The following is a 20,277-nucleotide window of genomic DNA, read 5'->3' as shown; positions in this document are numbered from 1 at the left end:
TTAAGTTAAACTCGATACTACTAATACGAAAAATAGTAGTTGGAAATGGGGTTTTACGTATAGAAATCAATCACTACAAAGAAAGCTATTCACTTACTGTGTTATTTGTGAATCTACTAAGAACTTTGATTTTTTTCACTTGAATATGGGATTCATCTCAGTATCCTGTCAGTATCGACTGAACTTTTGCTTCTCAATGTGTGTCGTTCAGGCATGGAAACCCCTTACTTCATCCCATGACTGTTCATTTTTCGCACAAATCATACATGCGAAGATAATTTCAAGGATTGTGATGATGAACATATTACCTATAGGGTCGTTGGTTGCTTCCGAGAGTTTTGACGGTATCGGAAAAGTTATCAGCATTGATATTGACGAAAACAATGCAGCAGTTGCTTTTTTTGAGTCACCTGCACACCCCTATACACGTCAGGTTACAATTAGCCTTGAGAAGTTAACGCCGACGATTCCTCATGAAGAGGCTGTCGTCTACTGCCTTGAACCACAAAGTCAACGCTGGACGCGCGCTCGATTTGGTGGGTCGCGACCTAATGGTGATTATTTGGTCATTTTTCGCGAAGATGACGCAACGACGCTGCCTATCGATAAGATCTTTATACTGAACAAATCACCCGATAAACCTATTAATCCTGCACATTTTCTGGCTTACCAGGCCAATGACGCCCCCTTCTTCTTTCCTCGCCGACACTCCTTCATCAAGACCTACATCCAACAACGCGCTTCCTGCAGGGGTCTAGCATCCATTTCCAGCAGCGCCGTCGAACTGGAACCGCATCAACTGGCCGTTGTACGGCGAGTATTACAAGATAAAACGCCGAAATATATTCTGGCGGATGAAGTGGGTCTTGGGAAAACCATTGAAGCAGGTATGGTTATCCGTGAACATGCCTTGGAAGAAGCGGGGCATGTCAGTATGCTTATCGCCGTGCCAGGCCAACTCGTCAGCCAGTGGCGGGAAGAATTAGGTGAACGTTTTCAGCTAAAACAGTTGCTCGTTGGTGTCTCGGCGATGCTCTCCTTGTTAAAGCAAGATGGCTCTGCACAGGGGATTGTTATCTGTAGTTATTCTGAGGCATGCCTCCTGCTGAGCAGAGGATTCTCACCATCCCTGATTACCATTGATGAAGTCCATCAAATTGCAGACTGGCCGTGGTCTACGGACGAAGACCAGCGTGATGATTTCAAACTGATATCACAAACATGTCAGAAAGCGCATTACGCATTGCTTCTCACTGGTACGCCGCTGCATGGCCATGAGCGCAACTTCCTGTCGATGCTGCACTGCATCAACCCGGAAGCATTCCAGATTGATGAAAACCACCTGCATGCATTCACCGAACTAGTGAAAAACCGTGAAAGCCTTGGCGGTGTTTTCTCTTCTCTAGTTCCATCTGTGTCTAATATTAGTCTTCGCCGTAACCTTGAAGAGGTTCTGGTGCAATTCCCCGACGACCATCAGTTGGCAACGTTATGCCAAGGACTGTTTCCACTGATCGGGAGATTTTCTCAACCAACACCTGAACGTGAAGCGGGTATTAAAGCGATAAGACTACATCTTGGCGAGAATTACCGCATCCACCACCGTCTGCTGAGAAATCGCCGTCAGGTTGCACTGAGTCAGGATGAAAGCAAAAACCTGAATCTGGATCTTCTCTTCCCTGGTCTAAACGGCGTGAGGGAATCTCACTGGCAAACCGAAGGACTAACCTTGGATGAGTTGCTGGAAGAGTATCGCGCTATGGCCGTACTACCGCAAAACCAGCATTGGTCGTTAAAAGAAGCGAACTACATCGCCTGGATTGACGATCTCTTTTCCAGTCCGATTTGTGTTCTGCAGCGGGCAAAAGCCATTCTCACAGAGTCAACGGGACTGCCCAAGGATGAGCAAGCCTTACTGGAACATATCGTCTCGACGGCTAAAAATGAGCAACAAGCTATCGACAATATGTTGGCCGCATCGCTCAATGATTGGCTAAATCAATTTCCAGATGGCAAAGCGATTGTCTTCTGCGATCGTCCTGAACTAGCGCAGCACCTGTCAGTCAAAATGAGCATTCTGCTGGACTACCCAATAGAACGCTATCAGCCAGGCCAGTCACTACAGTTCACTCAAGCACAAAACCCCGTTCGGGTTCTATTGTGCGATAGAAGCGGCGAGGATGGGTTGAATCTCCACGGAGGACGTCGTCTGGCCGTTCATTATGGTTTGCCGCGATCCTGCAGTCGGATTGAGCAACGTCTGGGTCGTCTCAACCGCTATAGCGCCAACCTGCGTGGTATCAAACCGGTTCAAAGCATGATACTAAAAAACCATGTGACCGATAGCTTACGCAATCAGTGGGCCGATATTCTGGTGAACAGCATTGGCGTATTTAACAATACCATCGCCAGTCTGCAGTTCGTACTAGATGATTATATCAGTGATGCCTGGAACAGACTGTTCATCGAAGGCCCACAAGTGCTGGGAAACCTTACGGCAGAATTCTCTGGTGAAAATGGCGTTTTGGTCAGAGAGACCAACAAAATCAACATGCAGGAAAAATTGCTGGCAATGGATGAAGAAGTCTCGCAAGCGGCACTTTTCGCTCAGCAGCTTAGTAATGACGATCTCATTGCAGCAGAACAGTGTAAAGCACTTACGCCGTGGATCTCTCAAGGATTGCGTTTCCGTTCATCAGGAAATGCTGAAGAAGGGATGCGTTTTAGTTTTGAACTAGCTGAACGCAGTTCTGGGACGCTGGTAGATTTTAAAACTTTTCTGTCAACCTGCATGCTCAGCTTCGACAAAGAGGGAGGCAATCCACCGTCTACCCATCTAATGAGTGCAGAACGTATCCCTGCCATTGACGGGACAACGGTTTATCCCTTGCGTTACGGCCAACCTTTCGTCGATGCGATCTGGCGGTTACTGAATCAGGACGCGCGGGGCAGTTCGGTGGCGATGCTACGTATGATTAACGCAGAACTAAATGAACCTCGCTATTTCTTTCAGATGAGTTGGCTCATTACTGGCTGCGATCCGCTAAGCCCTTACGCCACTCTTCGTCAATGCGATGAACTGGAGCCGCCACGCATTGTTGAGGAGTGGGTAGCTGCAGACGGTTCCCAGGTGACAAATCCACAACTGCTTGGAATGCTGAACAGCGAGTACAGCAAGACCCCTTCTGCCACAAAAAGTTATGTGGACCTCAATCTGCGAGCCACTAGATGGCAAGAAATTGAAGAGCTGATTTCCGCTGATGCGTGGAAAGAACAGGTTGAGCAGGTATATGATAAAGCGCTGCAAAAACAGCGTGATTTGTCTCAAGCCAACGCTTATATCCAGCTGATGTCGGTAAAAGCGATCATTCTTTGCAGTAGCAATATTTTATCTGGAGTCGCCTGATGACGGAACAATGGTCACGTCTGCAGTTTGCGCTAACCACCTATTTTACCGATGACGTTACCTTCAAAGAGGGGATTGAAAATCCCTTCTTCCTGCGGTTAATGAACATCATCATCGACCCTACTGCAGGCCTGAATGATATTTTTGCCGGCTATGCCGATGCCCTTCGCACTGCACAGGTGAACGGCATCGAAGATCCCTGGCTGCCTTCTCCACCGTCGCTGACGGAGACCCCAGACCCACTTTGGGGGCTGGAAAAATCCGTCGTGGGACAGATATTGTCACTCGCTGCTGAAGCGGACCTGACGAGCACCCGGGCCACTTACCAGAGCCGAACCCGACGTAACTTATTGCAGCCGGAAATGGATCCGGCGCTCAAGAACTTGCTGGTCGACACCCCCCATACGCACTACCGTGGCTTCGGACAGCAGGCGGCAATCCGCACGCTGCTCACCTCCGACGTCAACAGCACTCTGGTGGTGAATCTCCCCACCAGCTGCGGTAAAAGCCTTATCACGCAAATCCAGGCCATCAGTGCGCCGTTCGGTTCGTTAACGCTGGTGATTGTCCCAACGGTCGCCCTCGCCATAGAACAAGCGGATTTTATGCGGGACATGCTGCGGCAGGCTGAGCAGGATCACGGAGGAACCTATGCCTGGGTTGGCGGTCAGGATCACACAACGCGCCAGACGCTGAAAGAGCGGTTGAGAAACGGCTCACAGCGCGTGCTCTTTTGTTCGCCGGAGGCGGCAAAATCGTCGCTGGTTCCGGTACTGTTTGACCTGGCGAAAAATAACCTAATAGGTGCCGTCGTTATCGACGAAGCCCATCTAATAGACCAGTGGGGCGCTGAATTCCGCCCTGATTTTCAGCTGATTGCGCCGCTGATTCGTTCATTAAAAGCCCAGCCCGGATGCCGTTTTCGCACCCTGCTGCTCTCCGCCACCTGGAGCCAGAACACCCGTGATGTGATTGTTGAGCAGTTCCGCTCAGATGACAGCGAACTGATTGAGATTACAGCGAACTTCCTGCGCCCCGAACCCGAATACTTCGTACATGCTGAGCCCACCCCTGGTGCGCATCAGCAGCGCGTGGAGCAGTTGCTAATGACGCTCCCACGCCCGCTCATCCTCTATTGCACCACGAAGGAAGAAGCGGAAAACTGGCATCTCCGACTTCAGCAACAGCAATACCAGCGTGTTGGCCTGTTCCATGGCGACACGGAAACCCTAGCTCGCAAAAAACTGATTTCACAATGGGCAAGCGACCAACTGGACATCATGGTTGCCACCTCGGCGTTTGGGGTAGGAATGAATAAAAGCAACGTCCGTTCGGTCATTCATGCCGCCATTCCGGAAAATATCGATCGCTATTATCAGGAATGTGGACGCGCCGGGCGTGATGGCAAAGCCTGCCAGGCGCATCTGGTCTGGCATAGTGCGCAAATGGAGACGGCAGAAAGCCTTTCGGTTGAAAAACTTATCAGCGTCGAAAAAGGCTACCAGCGTTGGATGGCCATGTTTAAGCGGTACCAGCCCAGCGACATCGCCAGTTACAGCATCTCACTGGATACTAAACCCGATCATATCGACTATCAGGGCGATCGAAATCAAGCCTGGAATCGCAGAACCTTACTATTGATGCAGCGCACCGGGCTGATTGAGCTGGTGTTCGCAGCCCCTGAGCTGCCAGAAAACCTGCGTAAAGATGAAGAAGAAAACGCTCAGGCAGTTCACGACTGGTTTGCCCAGTATTACAACAAAGTGCATATTCGCCACTGCAACGACTCGCACCACTCTGAAGAGTATTGGAACACCTTTGTTGATAGGGCCCGCCAAGAAGAACTAGCTAAGCGCCGCGCGGCATTTACCTTGTTAAAAACGTGGATCCTCGACCCTCGACCTCCCCTGTGCCAGATACTAAGAAAATTTTATATTTATCAGCACCATGCGCCAGAAATCACTTGCGGCGGATGCCCGGGGTGTCGGGCTCAGGGTAAAGGCGCGTTCTCCCCAACAGTTGGGGCCGATGTGGAAATTATACGAGCGACGCCGAAGAAACGAGCGCGCTTCGCTGGTGCCGTCAGGAAAGTGTATTACACCGATGAACTGGAAATGAGGGCTCTTCTATCAGAACTCCGCGTACCGCTTCGTCAGTTGATCGGCTCTGGCGATTACGAGACCATCCGAGCAGATAAGGCCGATTTCAGGCATCTGGAACGCGCCTTGGATTCCATCTCTCGCTTCTGGTGCGTGCAAAAACTTGCTGCACCCACTTCGGACAGTGCGGAAATTGTGATTGTGTCTAACACTGCCACTGCGCTACCGGACCTACCGGCCTCGCGATATGAACGCATCATCATCGCCCCGCAGCACCTGGCCGATCCGCAGCATCCTTACAGAAAATGGTGGGAAAGCGCAGGCAACGCGCAACCCCTGGACACTTTTATCAGGCAACTACAGCATGTCAATCATCAATAACGCAAACCCAGGAAGCAGCCTGGTGCTGATCCCCTTATTTGATCGCATTGTACAAAATGCCCAGGCACCGCTTTCCCCGGAAGCGGTTGTGGCTCGCTATCGGCCCAATAACCTGCCCGCTAACGATAACGCTTGGGGAAAAATCAGAGAGAACCTCGCCTTTTGGTGCCGACTGGGACTCTGGCCTATGGAAGAAGAGAGGATTCTGCCGCAGCCCAATGAGACTCGTCCGCTCTATCAGCGCGTGCTGCAATGCACCATTGATGCCTGCAAAGAAAAAGGTATCGCTGAAGGTAAGGAATGTGAACCATTGTGGCGAGTGCTAACCTGTTTGATGAATCTTCAGCAGCACTCATTAGGCGGCAAGGAACCGCTGGCCCCAAATATCATCACTGAAAAACTGCAAAGATGGCTTCCAACCGAAACCGTTAACTCCAATACCGAAAAGCTGGTCAGGGAATATGGACGCTATTTGGGCTTTCTGGAACTAGCGCCGGACCAGAACTACTATACCGATCCAACCCGGGCGATTCAGTGCTTTTTGCCGCAGATTTTTGGCGAACAAAATAGCCTCTCCATTAAAACCTTCATGGCCAATATGGCTGAAGTGATGCCAATGATGGACGGCGGTGAATTCCGGGTAAAAATGCAGGAGATCATGAGCGAACGCAACTGGTCTGCTCCGGAAGGTAAAAATATCAGCACCAGCACATCACTTGCGCTGCGTCGCTTGGAAATCGACCAGAAAATTCAGCTGATCGTTGGGAGCGATGACGCCGCATCATTATCGCTACAATTGCCCAATGGTGAGATTCGCCCAGTCAGCCAGGTCCGTCTCAGGGAGGCCGCACAATGAGTATCATGAACTACTGGCCGTCACTTGAAAATATCGAGCAGTGCATCCGTAACGAAGCCGAAGAGTTGCAGGATGATGTACTACTAGCGGTACATGAGCCAATGGTGCTTACCCGTCGTGATGTTAACAACAATCAGGTAGCCCTCCGCGACGAAGACATGTTTACACAGCTGCTCACCACCGAGCGGGCTATCCCACTCATCGGCCGTTCAGGGATGGGGAAATCACATCTGGTGCGCTGGCTTGACTGTCGTCTAAAAAGCCATCTGCATGCAAACGGCGAACTGGCACAGTGGGAAATTGTCCGTATTCCGAAAAACGCCAGCCTGCGTCAGGTTCTGCTGCTGATCCTGAAAAATCTGCACGGTGGAATTTTTGATGACGCGCGTAAGCGTGTTGATGATGTGGCTGAACAACACTCCGCTAAAGATCTCGCTGATCTGATGCTGACCATGATGTCTCATCAATTAGAAAGCATGTATAACGAAGCGATGAAGATCGGCCAAGATTACGAATCGCAAGGGAAAGAGATCCCGGCAGATCTTCTGAACCGACTCGAAGCCATCATTGAAGAAGTCGAAAACGGCATTGGCAACCTGATTACTGACCCTAACTTTAAGCTGAATCTGCTCAAACAAGATCATTGCCTCTATAAACGCGCCAGTCGAATGAGCGATGGGCTTAAAGAGGAGGATGAGGATCACGATAATTACGAACTGGCACCCGCCGATCTCTTTTTCCAAGACAACATAGATGACCTGTCGTCGCTTGCTCGTGAATATATTCGACACTCGCGTATTGATGAACATGATAATGAAAAAGCCCGCATTCAGGCTGTAAGCGTTCTGAATGAAGCGATGCATGCGGCGTTAAAATCACTATTTGCCAAACTCTTTACATTCAACGGCGGTAACTTCCAGGAGTTGTTCCAGCAGATTCGCCGTGAGTTGCTCGCACAAGATCGCCGCCTTGTGATCTTGGTGGAAGATATGGCAGCTATTTCGGCCATTGAAGATGTACTGATTGACAGTCTGATCGAAGAAGGCATGCGTGATGGAGTGAAAACACTATGCCCGGTGCATTCGGTTATTGCCGTTACCGATAACTATCCGGGCTACAAACGCCGTCAGGAAACGCTGATGACACGAGCGGGCTACGAGTGGATCATTGAGCACACCGACAGAGACAACAACGAAGGGCGTATTGTGTCACTGTGCGGTCGTTATCTGAATGCAGCGCGCCATGGCGCAACGGCGCTGAAGCAGTCGCGGGCGCAAAACCAGGCAAATTGGCCGACTGTCTGGCAAGACGAAGAAAAGCCGGAATGGTTGGCGGACTTTGGTATGACAGACAAACAGCAAGTTCCGCTGTTCCCGTTTAACCGCGAAGCTATCCGTGCGCTGGCTGATAAAAACTGCCGTGACAGCAGCGGCCAACTGACTTTTAACCCACGAATTGTGATTAACCGTATCCTGCTGGATATTTTGCGTGATTGCCGTGTTGAGGCAGAGCGCGGGCTATTTCCACCGCCGAACCTTGCAGGAATTGACGTTGGCACAGAAATACTTCACAACATCAATCAGTTAACCAGAAACAGAGTTACCAGTGCAGCGTCATTGACCGCACTTTGGAGCTATGGCTGCGACTCTTGGGAAAAAGTCTGCAATCAACTGCCGCCGGGAGTAGCAAAAGCTTTTGGTCTCACTGAGTTGGCCGAACGTATTAACGGTAAAATTTCTGCCCCACCAGCAGGAGGCAACGATGATGAAAAACTTAACAAACCAACCGGTATTACAGTTCCTGAACCTAAACCTGAACCGAAATCTGAGCTAGCTTTCATCAAACATCTCAAAGCCTGGGTCGATGAAAAAACCGTTTTACCTCAATTAATTGCCAGTGATCTGCGCGCAGGACTTAACAATTGCTATGAACTCTATGCCCAAGTGGAATTTTCCAGTATGGCAGAGCGACCTTCACTGATTGAGCGTAATCCTTTGATTAGCCTGCCACTGGCGGCTTCAGATCCCTCGAACGCTATTGTGAAATTCTATGAACTCAAAGACCTCAACGATCCGCTACGCAGGATAGAGATCTACAACGTGTCGCTGGCGATTTTGCGTATCCAGCATTACGCCAACTTAAGCGAAGGGCTTAGCTACCCTGAAGCTATGGAAGACTACGCCCACTATGAAAACTTTGCCAGTTGGTGGGTGCCGCAGACCGCGGAGATTGCAATCAACCATGCCCGGGCGCGGAAACTGAAGCCTGCGCTGCGTAATCATTACCAAAAAGCGCTGCTGTTGGGCCTGTTGACTGGCAAAGAAAATCCGACGGAGCTCATTGATGCACTTTGCCTGACGCAGAAAGGCGTCGGTCGAACTGAGGGTAAGAATCAAGGACGAACAATCAAAACAAGCCCATCCGATCTCTGTTTCTACGGACTCGAGGCCAACCAGAAACCACATTCCAGCATAAAAGTGGCTGAAGCCCGGCAGGCAGCACTTCAGGGGTGGGACGACGCCCGCGACGCATGGCTTTCTCTGGTTGCCGTCCCTGAATTAAGTTCCGGGCTCACCTCAGTCCGAGCACTTGAAGCCGAAGTGGTAACCTCCGCGTTGCGAGAGATCCAGAAGGAACCGCTTGGAGCGGATGTGCAGCGTGCGGCAGAGACAGCCCGCAAAGAGATCGCATCAACTATCGAAAATGCACAACTCTTTGAAAATATAAAAAATCAGGATGACTTCATTGCCCTTCTCGATGAGTGGCAGATGTTTATCGAAGCGGTACGTACCCAATATTACCCTTCGGAATCCGAGCAGATCAGAAACTCATCATGGTTGCTGGGTGAAATTGAAGCATTAAGAGTAGACGCAGAGGCCAGCCTGAACACGCTGCTCACGCTTAATTCCCTCGTCAGACAGAAAGATGCCTTCATGCTGTGGCATGACATTTCCCATCTGGATGGTGATTACGTCAGCCGTATCGGTAACCTTCTTGCGCAATGGCAGAATATTCAATCGAAAATCAGCTTTACGCTACAGCAGATAAACAGTAAGGGTGACGCACCGAAACTGAAAAATGCCTGCACGCTAGTTGAAGAGCGACTGAAAAATCTGGCGGCTGATATCAGCGCCTCTGGAGTGAATGAATGAGTACATTACGCCAACAGCTTGCAGAGATGCAGAAGCAACTGGATTTAAGCGTCCAAGCAAGTAAAGCCACGCAGATTATTGAGAAATGCGGCGTAGTGCTCTCAAAAACTGACACCGTCGCTGGGCATTATTGTCGCCTTAAATACCAGTACCCGGCCCTACAACTTCTGCCTCCTGAACTGAGGGTCAGTTGGAGAGAAGATCAACGAAATGAACTCAAAAATGTGGTTAACGGTGTCAATAACTTGCTGTCTCAGTGGAGACGCTGGCTGAATAATCAGACCCAAGTAGCTGCCGATACGCAAGCCTCGGATGAACCGCTGGATGGAGTGGTCGCAACGCAGGAACCTACAGCATATGACATCATTCAGAATGACTCCCTGACCAACTGCGTGAGCCAGGCGCTCAGCCTGCACCGCACTCTGAGCGACCAGCTGAAAAACGCATGGGAAGAGTGGCAACAAATCCTGCATCAGCAGATTCAGGTAGACAGCAAAACCCTCGATGCTCAGCAGAAACTCGAGAAACTGAAAGAGATTGCTGACGAATACCTAAGCCTGCGCGACAAGTTTGACACCTTGATCCAACCTTTGCCTGAGAACGGCGAGAGCGTGACAAAGATCCGGGCAATGGCGGAGCACCTGAACACCCTGCGCGGCATGATGAAAACTGACTGGCCAGAAGCGGTGCAGAACTTCCTTGATCGCATCAATGGCCCGCAGCGAAACAAACCAACGCTGAGCGCATTGACAACAGAAGTGTTTGAGTGGCTTCGAGATGAAGACATGTTGGAAGACTTTGTGATTACAAGGAAATAGTGACATGACTGTTGAGGATATAAGTCGTCTGCATGCGGCGCTGGACGTGCTCGAAGGGCGCGAAGCCGAGTTGCTAGTCTGGGGAGACACGGAAGGTGCCTTTACGGATGCGGATATTCTGTCCCTGTTTGCCCACCATTTTCCTGATGATAATGGCAAAGTGCTGATGCAGGATCTTCAAGACGCCGCGATGTTATTTAGCATCCCCAATACTCAGGGAATGAGGCTTTATCGCACTCGTATGGCGGAATCTGTTCATCTGTTTCGCCATCAGCGCCAGTGGTTTCGCGGCCAGCAGTTGAATCGCACGCGGTCGCTGGTGGCTGACTATCGCTTTATACGCCGCCCGCGCAGTTACCCGGCAAGGATACATCCGGCTGAAGAGGTACTGAATCAATGGTCCAACGTTGAGTGGATGAACGACATTAAACGTCAGGCCCTGCAAACGCTTATCGGTGATTTCTCCATAGCCGGTTTTCAGTCCAAGGCGACGGCGCGCATCCTGAGGGCATGGGATTTTCACAGCCGCCACCCACACGCCAAAGAAGCAACCGCCACCATCGTATGTGCTGGCACTGGCAGCGGTAAAACCCTGGCGTTTTATCTGCCTGCTCTAACGTCACTTATCAACGATCTGCAACGCGATTGCTCGGCGCGGGTTCGCTCACTGGCTCTTTATCCGCGTAAAGAGTTGCTTAAAGATCAGTTTATGGAGACTTGGGTAAAATGCCGTGAAGTGGATACCCAGGCACAGAAACTTTCAGGGCGAAAAATCCGCATTGGCTCATTCTTTGGCGATACGCCGTACAGCATCCAGTACGTTGATAAAGACAAAGATCTTCCTTTTGATCTGCTACGCTGCAGCACTCCAAAATGCCAAGGCGAAATGCGCTGGAAAGCGGAAGATATCCGTCAGGGCAAAGAGATCTTGCGCTGTACGCACTGCACGCACAGCGTGGGTGAAGATGAAGTGGTGCTCACCCGCGTCTCATTGATGAATAACCCACCGGATATTTTGTTTACCACCACTGAAATGCTCAACCAGCATCTAGGCAACAACAAGGCCAGCCATCTGTTCGGCGTCGGCATGAACGTAATTGCACCGCCGGTGGTTTTGCTCGATGAGGTCCATACCTATTCAGGCAACAGCGGCGCGCAAACTGCCTATCTACTTCGTCGCTGGATGCAACTGGCGCGCTGCCGCCCGCATTTTGTTGGCCTCTCGGCAACGTTGAGCGATGCTGAGCGGTTCTTCGCAGACTTGGTAGGAGCCAACAAAAAACATGTCATGCTCATTGAGCCCACTTTCCAGGAGATGGTAGACGAAGGGGCTGAATATCTATTGGCACTGCGGGGCGATCCCGTTTCGCAAACGGCTCTGCTCTCAACCACCATCCAAACCAGTATGCTGGCACGCCGGATTATGGATACCCGCAAAGCCGCGTCGCACGGCACCTGGGGTCGCAAAGCCTTCGTCTTTACCGACGATCTTGATATCAATAACCGCCTCTACCACCAGCTTTGCGATGCCGAAGGGTGGCGTACGCGCGGACAACAACTTCTGCCTAACGAAACTCCGCTCGCAGCTCAGCGTAACGAAAACAGTGGTGCTCTCGACGCATTGACCCTTGCCGGTCAAAATTGGCGAATGGTGATCGATATTGGGCATCCTCTTGATGGTCACGATCGTGCCATAGTGGCGCGGACATCCAGCCAGGACGCTGGAGTCAATCCTAAAGCCGACATTGTCGTAGCAACCGCCTCGCTGGAAGTCGGCTTTAACGATCCTTCAGTCGGGGTAGTGATTCAGCATAAAGCACCGCGCAATGTCGCCTCTTATCTGCAACGCAAAGGCCGTGCCGGGCGTTCAAGAACCATGCGCCCCTGGATGGTGGTCGTGCTGTCAGAATTCGGTCGCGATCGCGTGGTGTACCAACGTTATGAGGAGTTGGTGACACCGGAAATCAAGGGCCAGTCGCTTCCTCTAGGCAATATCCATATCCAGAAAATGCAGGCAGCGATGGCAACTCTGGACTGGCTAAGCATGAAGATTCCTGGCAGTAACATCTGGTCATTGTTGAACAATCCGCCCAAAAGCAAAGAGCAGCAAGGGCATCTAGAGCGCATACTCACTTTGATTTCCGCCGTGCTGGAAAAGAATGTCTCTCAGCAGGAACTGGAACAATACTTATTCTACGCGCTCAAAATAACCGAGCCGCAACTTCAGCGCGTTATGTGGTCTCCGCCGCGCTCTATCATGATGGAGATGCTCCCGACCTTGAAGCGCCAATTGACCACCCGGTGGTCGCTGATGGGTATTCCCGGCGCAGACAGATCGATGGGGCGTTCACCACTACCTTCGTTTATTCCAGCAGCCCTCTTCAGTGAGTTGAACTTGCCTGAACTGAGCATCCAGCTTGAACGCCGCTTTGCGAAATATGAAAATCTGCCATTTATTCAAGGCCTGAAGGAGTTTGCACCGGGCCGCATCTCCAAGCGCTACGCCATTTATTCGGATCTGGAAGCCGATTGGCTGGTGCCAAACAATTTTGTGCCGCAACTGAACCAGGTTTCAGACGTCGATTTCGAGATCAACGAGGCATTTGGTGATACCTGGCAGCCGGAGTGTCTGGTAACCCTTGCGGATGCATCGCAGCTAAAAGTCATTCGTCCTCTGCAAATTCTTACCCGAGCTCTTGATTTCAAACAGAATCTGACGGAGAAGAGTAATTCTCAGTTGACGTGGCACACTCACTTTTCCGCAGATGCCCATGCCGAAGCGATGGCGATCCCCGCGGGGCCATGGAGCACAGTGTTGCGGTCCGCCACGTTTTATACACATCAACATATGACCCCCCTTGAGCTGACGCGTTATGCCACCGCCGCCAGCGCTTCGCTGCGGAGTAAAAGCAAACAGCAGGCCTGGGTGAATTTTAGATGGGTCGAAAACGGTCACCCGGTCGCAGTTGGTGCCCGCCAGTGGGTGGATGGCATGAAGTTGAGTTTTACGCTGCCTTCCGCACTGCATCAGCAGGTCATGAATGATACAAAGTTAGCCGGGTCTCTCAGAACGCTCTATTTCCGCCACTGTATTAGCAGTGAAGCTCGTTTTGAATATGACAGTTTCACCGCGGACTGGATCTACGAGTGCTATATAGCGGCGCTGACCAAAGAAATTGTCAGCAGCACAGACCTCGCGGATGCAATTCACGCTCTGCGCACGCCGGAGGGCAGAGAGTCGCTGGCGACAATTGCCGATTCGCTGTTCCAGGCCGAAAATATTTTTGAAAACAACGAAGATGGAGAGGGCTCAGCAGAGCGCCAGGAGCTACAGCAGCAGTTGAGGAGCCTGTTCAACGAGCCGGAACTGCTTGCAATGCTTGATACGCATAGCGCCGTGTTAACTGACGACCTCAGCCAAAATGCCTCTTTTTGCCAGTGGCTCCAGACGTTGTTGATAAGCACCTTCTCAGGTGCCGTAAAACAGACCAGCCATATGTTGCTGCCTGAGGTGGACGACAGAGGATTGCTTGTTGACGCCGTTCTTGATGGGGAGCAACTCGATATCTGGCTCACCGAATCAGAGCCTGGGGGCTGCGGGATTATCACCCGCCTCGAAGAAGCGTTCCACGGCGATCCGGTCGCCCTGCTGAATCTGTTTATTCGTAGCTTTGCCGCCAGCGACTACGAGCAGATCGATGACGATCTCTTCGAACTGCTCTCGCGACTCCCTTCAAACACCACATTGCAGCAGACGCTGAACGATTTACGCTTGGCGGAGAGTCATCATGATCGTCGGGTTGCGAATGTAAACCTACGTACTGAGCTAAAAAAACAAGGATTTGCGCTTTCTCACAGCTTTATGTCTGTGCTGCATACCCGCATCCTTCGCCCTGGCAGCCAGCTTTCTCACGATCGGCGCTTGCTGGACTATCTGCGCGAATGGCGGGCGCTGGAGGCCAAAGCCGGTTATGAAATTAACCTGAACATTTTTGCCCATACTCAGGCAATTCAGGAACTTCCCGGAGCGAACGTCACAAAAATTTTCGAACGTTTTTGCCAGATTCAGGGCATGCTGTGGCAGCGTGGCAATACTATCCGCCAGTCGATACTCAGCTACTACAACCCCTTTGATAACGGGCCAAAACTCACGGAAAGGCTGCTGCTCAGCACCTTGTTCTGGCAACCTGCGACGCAGATTGATGTGACAGACAGCGACTGGCTTTCGCAGATCCACACGGCGATCTCTCGCGAAGGGTTTGCTGAATTACTGATCCCCCGGGAAGCCCGCCAACAGGTGGTACAGACCGTATCCGCGTTACAACTGGTACCTGTCGATTATTTCGGCCTGCACCTCTACCCGAGAATTGGGGCCGTCGACTATCGAGGCGGCAACATCGTGTTGCGAGTCGAACTGGCTGAAGCCCTGCAGTAAGGAGAACGATGAATGGAAGAGCAACGACAAATATTTCTCCATGGACCTCTCGGACAGCGACAACTGAGGGAAGTACTGAGTGCGCAGTTCAGTGGGCTTATCCTGTACCCTGAACTCATCTGGCTGATCTCGCCATGGATGAGCGATTTTGACGTCATTGATAATCGCGGGGGGCAATGGAGTTTTCTTGATCCGTCGTGGGGTGCCAGAATGGTCAGTTTCCAGGAGCTTCTGGCGACGGCAGTGAATAACGGCTGTCCACTCAGGATAGTCACTCGCCCGGACACGCTTAACAAAGTGTTCGTTGAGCGACTGCAGGCAAGACTTTCGCCGAATCATGATATGCAATGCTCCTATTATGAGAACTTACATGCCAAAGGCATGTTAACAAAGCACTTCTTTCTGAAAGGTTCGATGAACTATACCTGGAGCGGTGCGAACCTTAACGATGAGCATTTGCTGTTCTCCAGCAACAAAACCCTCATTTCTGACGCACTGATTGAATTCGGTGGACAATATACCTTCGGTGACAGTGATGAATAATATCCCCTCTTGGATTAGGGCCTTCTTTGGCGAAAGCAATTTGCTCAGCCTTGATAAACTGCTAAGCGACTCCCCCGGTGCTTACGCGCCTGAGCAGAAAAATGCGCTGTTGCCTCTTGTGGAGAGCGCGCTTGACGGTGAATGGCCCATTATTCTGCCTTGGTGCGACCGCCAACACTGGGTTTTCTTCGCGATGGCAGAAGATGAGCGCACCCTGCAGGAACTCACCAAAGTTATCAATGCCCGGCTTGGTTCAGCTGACGTTGAGCCCGACCGCCGAATTTACTTGAGTCCGACTTCTGGCCCGACTTTTACGGCAGAAACCGCATTGCTCGAACATAGCCCAGCAGGGTTTATTCGTATTGAGTTGCTGGAAGGTAAACGTGAGGATAAGCAGGCAAAAACGCGGGTTTTTGCCGCCCTGAAAGAGTTGATTGACCTGTTCCGAAAGCGTCCATCTCTCGTTCGCACCCGCAAGCGCCCGTTTGGTCGTATCCTTAGCGATTTCATGCTGGCAACAAATCAAAAAGAGGTGGAGGCCAGCAATGACTTTCTGCAAGAACTGCGTGATAACGGTCTGCTCTCCAAACGCAATCTATTGCTACTTGAGCTTCAGCAGGCCGGGAAATGGCAAAATTGGGATGCCCTGCTAAACCACCAAGACCTGCCAGATCTGATCAGAGGACGCATTCCCTCGTCGCTGACCAGAATGCTGCTTGCCGCTTATCAGCACCGCTATCTGGGCCATGATGCCCTTAGCTACACGCAGGAGACGCCATCGGCTTTGCGCCCAGCCTTCCTTGCCCTCCAACCGCTTTTTACGCAGGTTCCACTGCTAGGAAGCGAGGAAGGGGAAATTAACTCTTGGAGAAGTTGGGCGATTGGCGTGGCGCTGGTGGGTGAACAAAACCTGCTCAGCATGATACCTGACACGCTGAAATCAGGATGGCTTCAGGAATTACAGCACTGGGCCGAACTCAAGAGCACCGCGTACGATACTCCAGCCTCATCTCCTGTCTCGTTGTCGCTGCCGCCAACAACACTTGAATCTCTGGCCAGTTATCTACAAACGTCGTTGACAGCCACAGCCGAAACGCTGGGGAGCTATGCTGAGATGCTCAGCAAGATAGATCCACAACTGTATGAGCAAGCTCAGAAAACCCCTCTTCTAAAAACGCTGATTGAGAGCATCAACCGGCTTACTGCCGCGAGCATCACCGGCTGGGACAACTGGTTCTCGCGCCTGCGCGAACCCGATGCCGATAGAAACGCTCTGATGCAAATTGTCGCGCTGGAGAGCGAGCATTGGCCAGTCGACTCCTTCCAAGAATCGGCTTTTGTTCACCTGCTGGCGCAGGATTTTCCGCCGCATGCCTTTTCAACACTACGCAACGCCATGCCCGCCTTTATCGAGTGGCTGGGGAAAAACCAGCTGCAATTGCAGAGTACAACATGGCTGAAATGGATGGATGTTCTGGCGATGGAACAAAGCGTCAGTCCGGCGGACATCAAACTGGCGACCCTAGCAACCGAATATTTCCTGCAAGGTCCTCTCACCCTAGCTGAATACCAGAATTTTGTTGCTACATTGCAACTCATTATTGAGCGCTGCAGTTCACTTAAAAATCTGACCTCGCTTGAAGAGATGATCGAACTGTTTCTTGATGCACCGGAGCACGATAACGCCACACGAAACGCGCTATGGATGGATATTCAGACTTTTGCCGTTGGTGTATGGCCGCGCCTCGATCACTCAACCCGAGCCATCATGCGTAGTCTGGCCATCAACGTATTGGGCAATGGTGCTGATTCAGCGTTTCCTCCGGAACCGGCACGAAGCGATGATAGCGAGCCTGAAACACTTCCGGATCTCTCGGGCAAACGTGTCGCCATTTATACCCTGACAGAAGGAGCTGCTCGCCGGGCCAAGGGGATGATTGAAGTGTTGTTTCAGGGGATCAGAGTAGATGTGAATCATGACCATAACGCAACGGATAAGCTGGTCAATTTAGCAAAACAGGCTGATTACTTTATTTTTGCCGCTGCGAGCGCAAAACATCAGGCACTGTATGCGATAACGCCTCATCGTCGCGATCTCATTTATCCTGAAGGTAAAGGTGCTGGTTCGATTCTCAATGCCTTTGTTGCACGTCTTCAACAACCCATGAGTATTGACGTATAAAAAATAAGGGGCATTCGCCCCTTATTTTTTTAGATGTTTGCGTTTGCCGTCTTTATATAGCTGGTTACAAGATAATCAGTAACCAAAGATATATCTTTTGAAAGATTTTGCAGTTCATTCCATTTACGAACAATAGGCTGACCATCAACATCTGTGCCGAAGTTCCACACGCCACTACTCCATGCACAAAGCGGCTTAATACGGTTTAACTCTTCGACAAAACGAGTATAGGAAGGGATCTCAGTCCAGCCTGGTTCACCTTTATAGTCCTGATGAACCTGATCGATTTCATCCATCAAACTGCCAAGCGCAAGAATACCAACGCCATGTAGCAAGCGGGAATAACGAGGCTTTTTATCCCAGTCATCAGTAAACACAGTTTCCACAGCCGACCAGAAGTTATTCAGCAGTTTCACCATCTTCCCTTCATCCCCCAACCCTGTCGCAGGGTCACGAAAGCGATACAATGCTCCCTCACGAAGACTGGCATCGATCATTTTGATCATCGAGTTGTCAGCAATAACCCCATCAGGGTTGGTCGCCGTTTTGATGCGCCCTGCAAGTGGACCTTCGCCGAAGTTCAGTCGTTGAGTTAGCAGTGAAGGAAACTTACGCATTTGCAGATCGGATGGCAAACGACCGTGGGTATGCGGTGCCAGTTCGTATAACAACGTTTTGGGCAACGGTTTTGTGGAGTTAACCAGCATGAACTGTTCACGCTGTTCTTCTGCATCATTAGCGATAAATGCAGATACCGGCATCATAAACGAGTCTATTTCCGCATCCCGCAAAGCAGCGGTACGTTGTTGACCATCCACTATAAATCCTGGCTTCTCAAAATCCTTATCTTCGGAGAAAGGTATTACCAGATGCCCCATGTCGCCATTATCTGTAAGTGGTTCAAAACGCACACGCTTATCAAAAGCGATAATCACCGGGTTTGGTATCATCGGGTTTGAGCTCTCAATATAGCGCTGAATTTCGCGAATATGGTTACGTACTTCTGGACGCTGATAGCCAACCAAATTCTCTTCGCCGCGACGAATACGCGAAATCGCTGCAATTTTGCTGATCTGTTTACCTTCTATCGCAAGGCTATAGAGTTGCCTCTCCTCACCCTGTCGGATTCGCAGGGCGGGAACACGATATTCACTCATGACAGTTCCTCTGAGCGTAATGACAATGTGTGCTGTAAACGGTTGTACAACACCTGAATATTATGGAAACCGCGGCGACGGTTACGTTCTGCTCCGCGGAAAATGATGACGTTGATACCGATAGCCTGGCAAATATTGCATTGGCACTGTTTCCAAGGACGTTCAGCCAGTGTGCGTTCATAATCCGCACGGATTTTATCGGCCTCTTTTTCACCTGAATGCAGGCGTTCATAAGCCAGTACTGCCTCAAGAGTTTTCTCAAGGGACAAAGCCCCTTTATCGTATTCGAACAGGGCATTCATGGCATCCTTTTCCAGATGCCGAGCAATATCCTGATCGATCACACCAGATTTTATTTTGCGGCTTAAACTTGGATTCGCATCAAACTGAGGGACTCGCACAGCGGTATAGGCCGGGCCATCAGGCGTATGATAGTTATTTTTTCGATCTTTAAAGGCCTGCTGAAGCGGTGTAGTCGAGTCAATACTGGTCACACCAAACTTGATAAAGTCGGCGAAACTCTCTGGACGAGCAATACCTAACAAGTGAACACGTGTATCACTTTTCAGCAGTGGCTTAATCTCTTCGAGAGTCTCAAGGATCTGCGCCGTTTTCAACGGCACCATCCCCCCCATGGTGATATTTTTGTATCCCATGGCCAGCAGAGCCTCTACTGACTGACGGTAGGAGGTTTTGCTCCATCCATGTGCAACGCCAAAGGCGGTGAAACAGGACTTTTGAGACTTGTTTAAAAACTCTTGAGCCAAGGTCAGCGTGATATCCTGACGTCGACGACATTCAGCCAACACTTCTCCACTGAATATCTCACCAGGTTTCTCATAGCCAAAAACAATATGATCAAGAGAAACACCATGGTTAAATCGGGAGGTTTCGTAGAATTCAATGACCTCTTCCACTCGGTATGGCGGCACATCTTGGTTAACATAGGTGAAGGCTCCGCAATCACCCATAGTTTCCATACTTTCCGGCAAGCGGAAGAAGTGCTTCATGCCATTACGGAAGTAGCGTAAGCGCTGGGCTCGCGTATATTTACTTTCTCCACTGCCAAGGCCGTCAACTACTGCTTTCGAAACCAGCATGCCGTCATAAGGCCGAGAAAATACCTCATGTGGATAATGATCGTCACGCTGGCGAACGCGATGTTCGTTTCGCGTTTCATGGAAGAAGTCGAAACTAGGATCGATAAAATCCTGACTATCCGGGAAAAAATATTTAAGCTTCGACAAC

At 50.7% G+C, this 20,277-nt stretch carries 10 protein-coding genes; 8 read left to right on the top strand and 2 right to left on the bottom strand.

Annotated features, from left to right (window positions below; genetic code table 11):
- Positions 1 to 292 precede the first annotated feature (292 nt).
- From dpdE to dpdD, 8 genes are read left to right on the top strand one after another with little or no spacing between them, the layout of a single operon-like run.
- On the top strand, positions 293 to 3,406 hold the full coding sequence (gene dpdE, locus SK47_RS02415; RefSeq protein ID WP_232926619.1) for a protein DpdE: 3,114 nt from the start codon (positions 293 to 295) through the stop codon (positions 3,404 to 3,406).
- On the top strand, positions 3,406 to 5,886 hold the full coding sequence (gene dpdF / locus SK47_RS02410; RefSeq protein ID WP_023295843.1) for a protein DpdF: 2,481 nt from the start codon (positions 3,406 to 3,408) through the stop codon (positions 5,884 to 5,886). Before dpdE ends, dpdF begins: the two co-directional genes overlap by 1 nt.
- Positions 5,870 to 6,742 carry a protein DpdG gene (gene dpdG, locus SK47_RS02405; protein ID WP_023295842.1) on the top strand — a complete coding sequence of 291 codons (873 nt, stop codon included), beginning with the start codon at positions 5,870 to 5,872 and terminating at the stop codon, positions 6,740 to 6,742. The genes dpdF and dpdG overlap by 17 nt, the downstream gene beginning before the upstream one ends.
- Entirely contained in the window at positions 6,739 to 9,894 is a 3,156-nt protein-coding gene (gene dpdH / locus SK47_RS02400; RefSeq protein ID WP_023295841.1) for a protein DpdH, read from the top strand. The genes dpdG and dpdH overlap by 4 nt, the downstream gene beginning before the upstream one ends.
- A complete protein-coding gene (locus SK47_RS02395) occupies positions 9,891 to 10,712 on the top strand; it encodes a hypothetical protein (RefSeq protein WP_023295840.1) in 822 nt (273 codons plus the stop codon). Before dpdH ends, SK47_RS02395 begins: the two co-directional genes overlap by 4 nt.
- A 4-nt stretch (positions 10,713 to 10,716) precedes the next feature.
- Complete coding sequence (gene dpdJ, locus SK47_RS02390; RefSeq protein WP_048243455.1) at positions 10,717 to 15,147, top strand: protein DpdJ; 4,431 nt, start codon at positions 10,717 to 10,719, stop codon at positions 15,145 to 15,147.
- Between the two features lie 12 nt (positions 15,148 to 15,159).
- On the top strand, positions 15,160 to 15,690 hold the full coding sequence (dpdK, locus tag SK47_RS02385) for a phospholipase D-like domain-containing protein DpdK (RefSeq protein WP_016538299.1): 531 nt from the start codon (positions 15,160 to 15,162) through the stop codon (positions 15,688 to 15,690).
- On the top strand, positions 15,683 to 17,872 hold the full coding sequence (gene dpdD / locus SK47_RS02380) for a protein DpdD (RefSeq protein WP_048243453.1): 2,190 nt from the start codon (positions 15,683 to 15,685) through the stop codon (positions 17,870 to 17,872). Before dpdK ends, dpdD begins: the two co-directional genes overlap by 8 nt.
- Positions 17,873 to 17,901: 29 nt before the next feature.
- On the opposite strand, the gene dbpB is transcribed toward dpdD, so the two are convergent.
- Together dbpB and dpdA are read right to left on the bottom strand one after the other, a co-directional pair.
- The gene (gene dbpB / locus SK47_RS02375; RefSeq protein WP_023295837.1) at positions 17,902 to 19,029 is read right to left on the bottom strand and encodes a DGQHR domain-containing protein DpdB; all 1,128 of its coding nucleotides are present in this window, start codon (positions 19,027 to 19,029) and stop codon (positions 17,902 to 17,904) included.
- Positions 19,026 to 20,276, bottom strand: a complete 1,251-nt coding sequence (gene dpdA, locus SK47_RS02370) for a tRNA-guanine transglycosylase DpdA (RefSeq protein WP_048243451.1) — start codon at positions 20,274 to 20,276, stop codon at positions 19,026 to 19,028. The genes dbpB and dpdA overlap by 4 nt, the downstream gene beginning before the upstream one ends.
- Position 20,277: the final 1 nt, after the last annotated feature.

Source organism: Enterobacter sp. BWH52 (assembly GCF_001037565.1).
GTDB classification, from domain to species: Bacteria; Pseudomonadota; Gammaproteobacteria; order Enterobacterales; family Enterobacteriaceae; genus Enterobacter; species Enterobacter hormaechei_C.
Note: the sequence above shows the minus strand (reverse complement) of the source record. Positions and strands in the feature narration are given on the sequence as shown.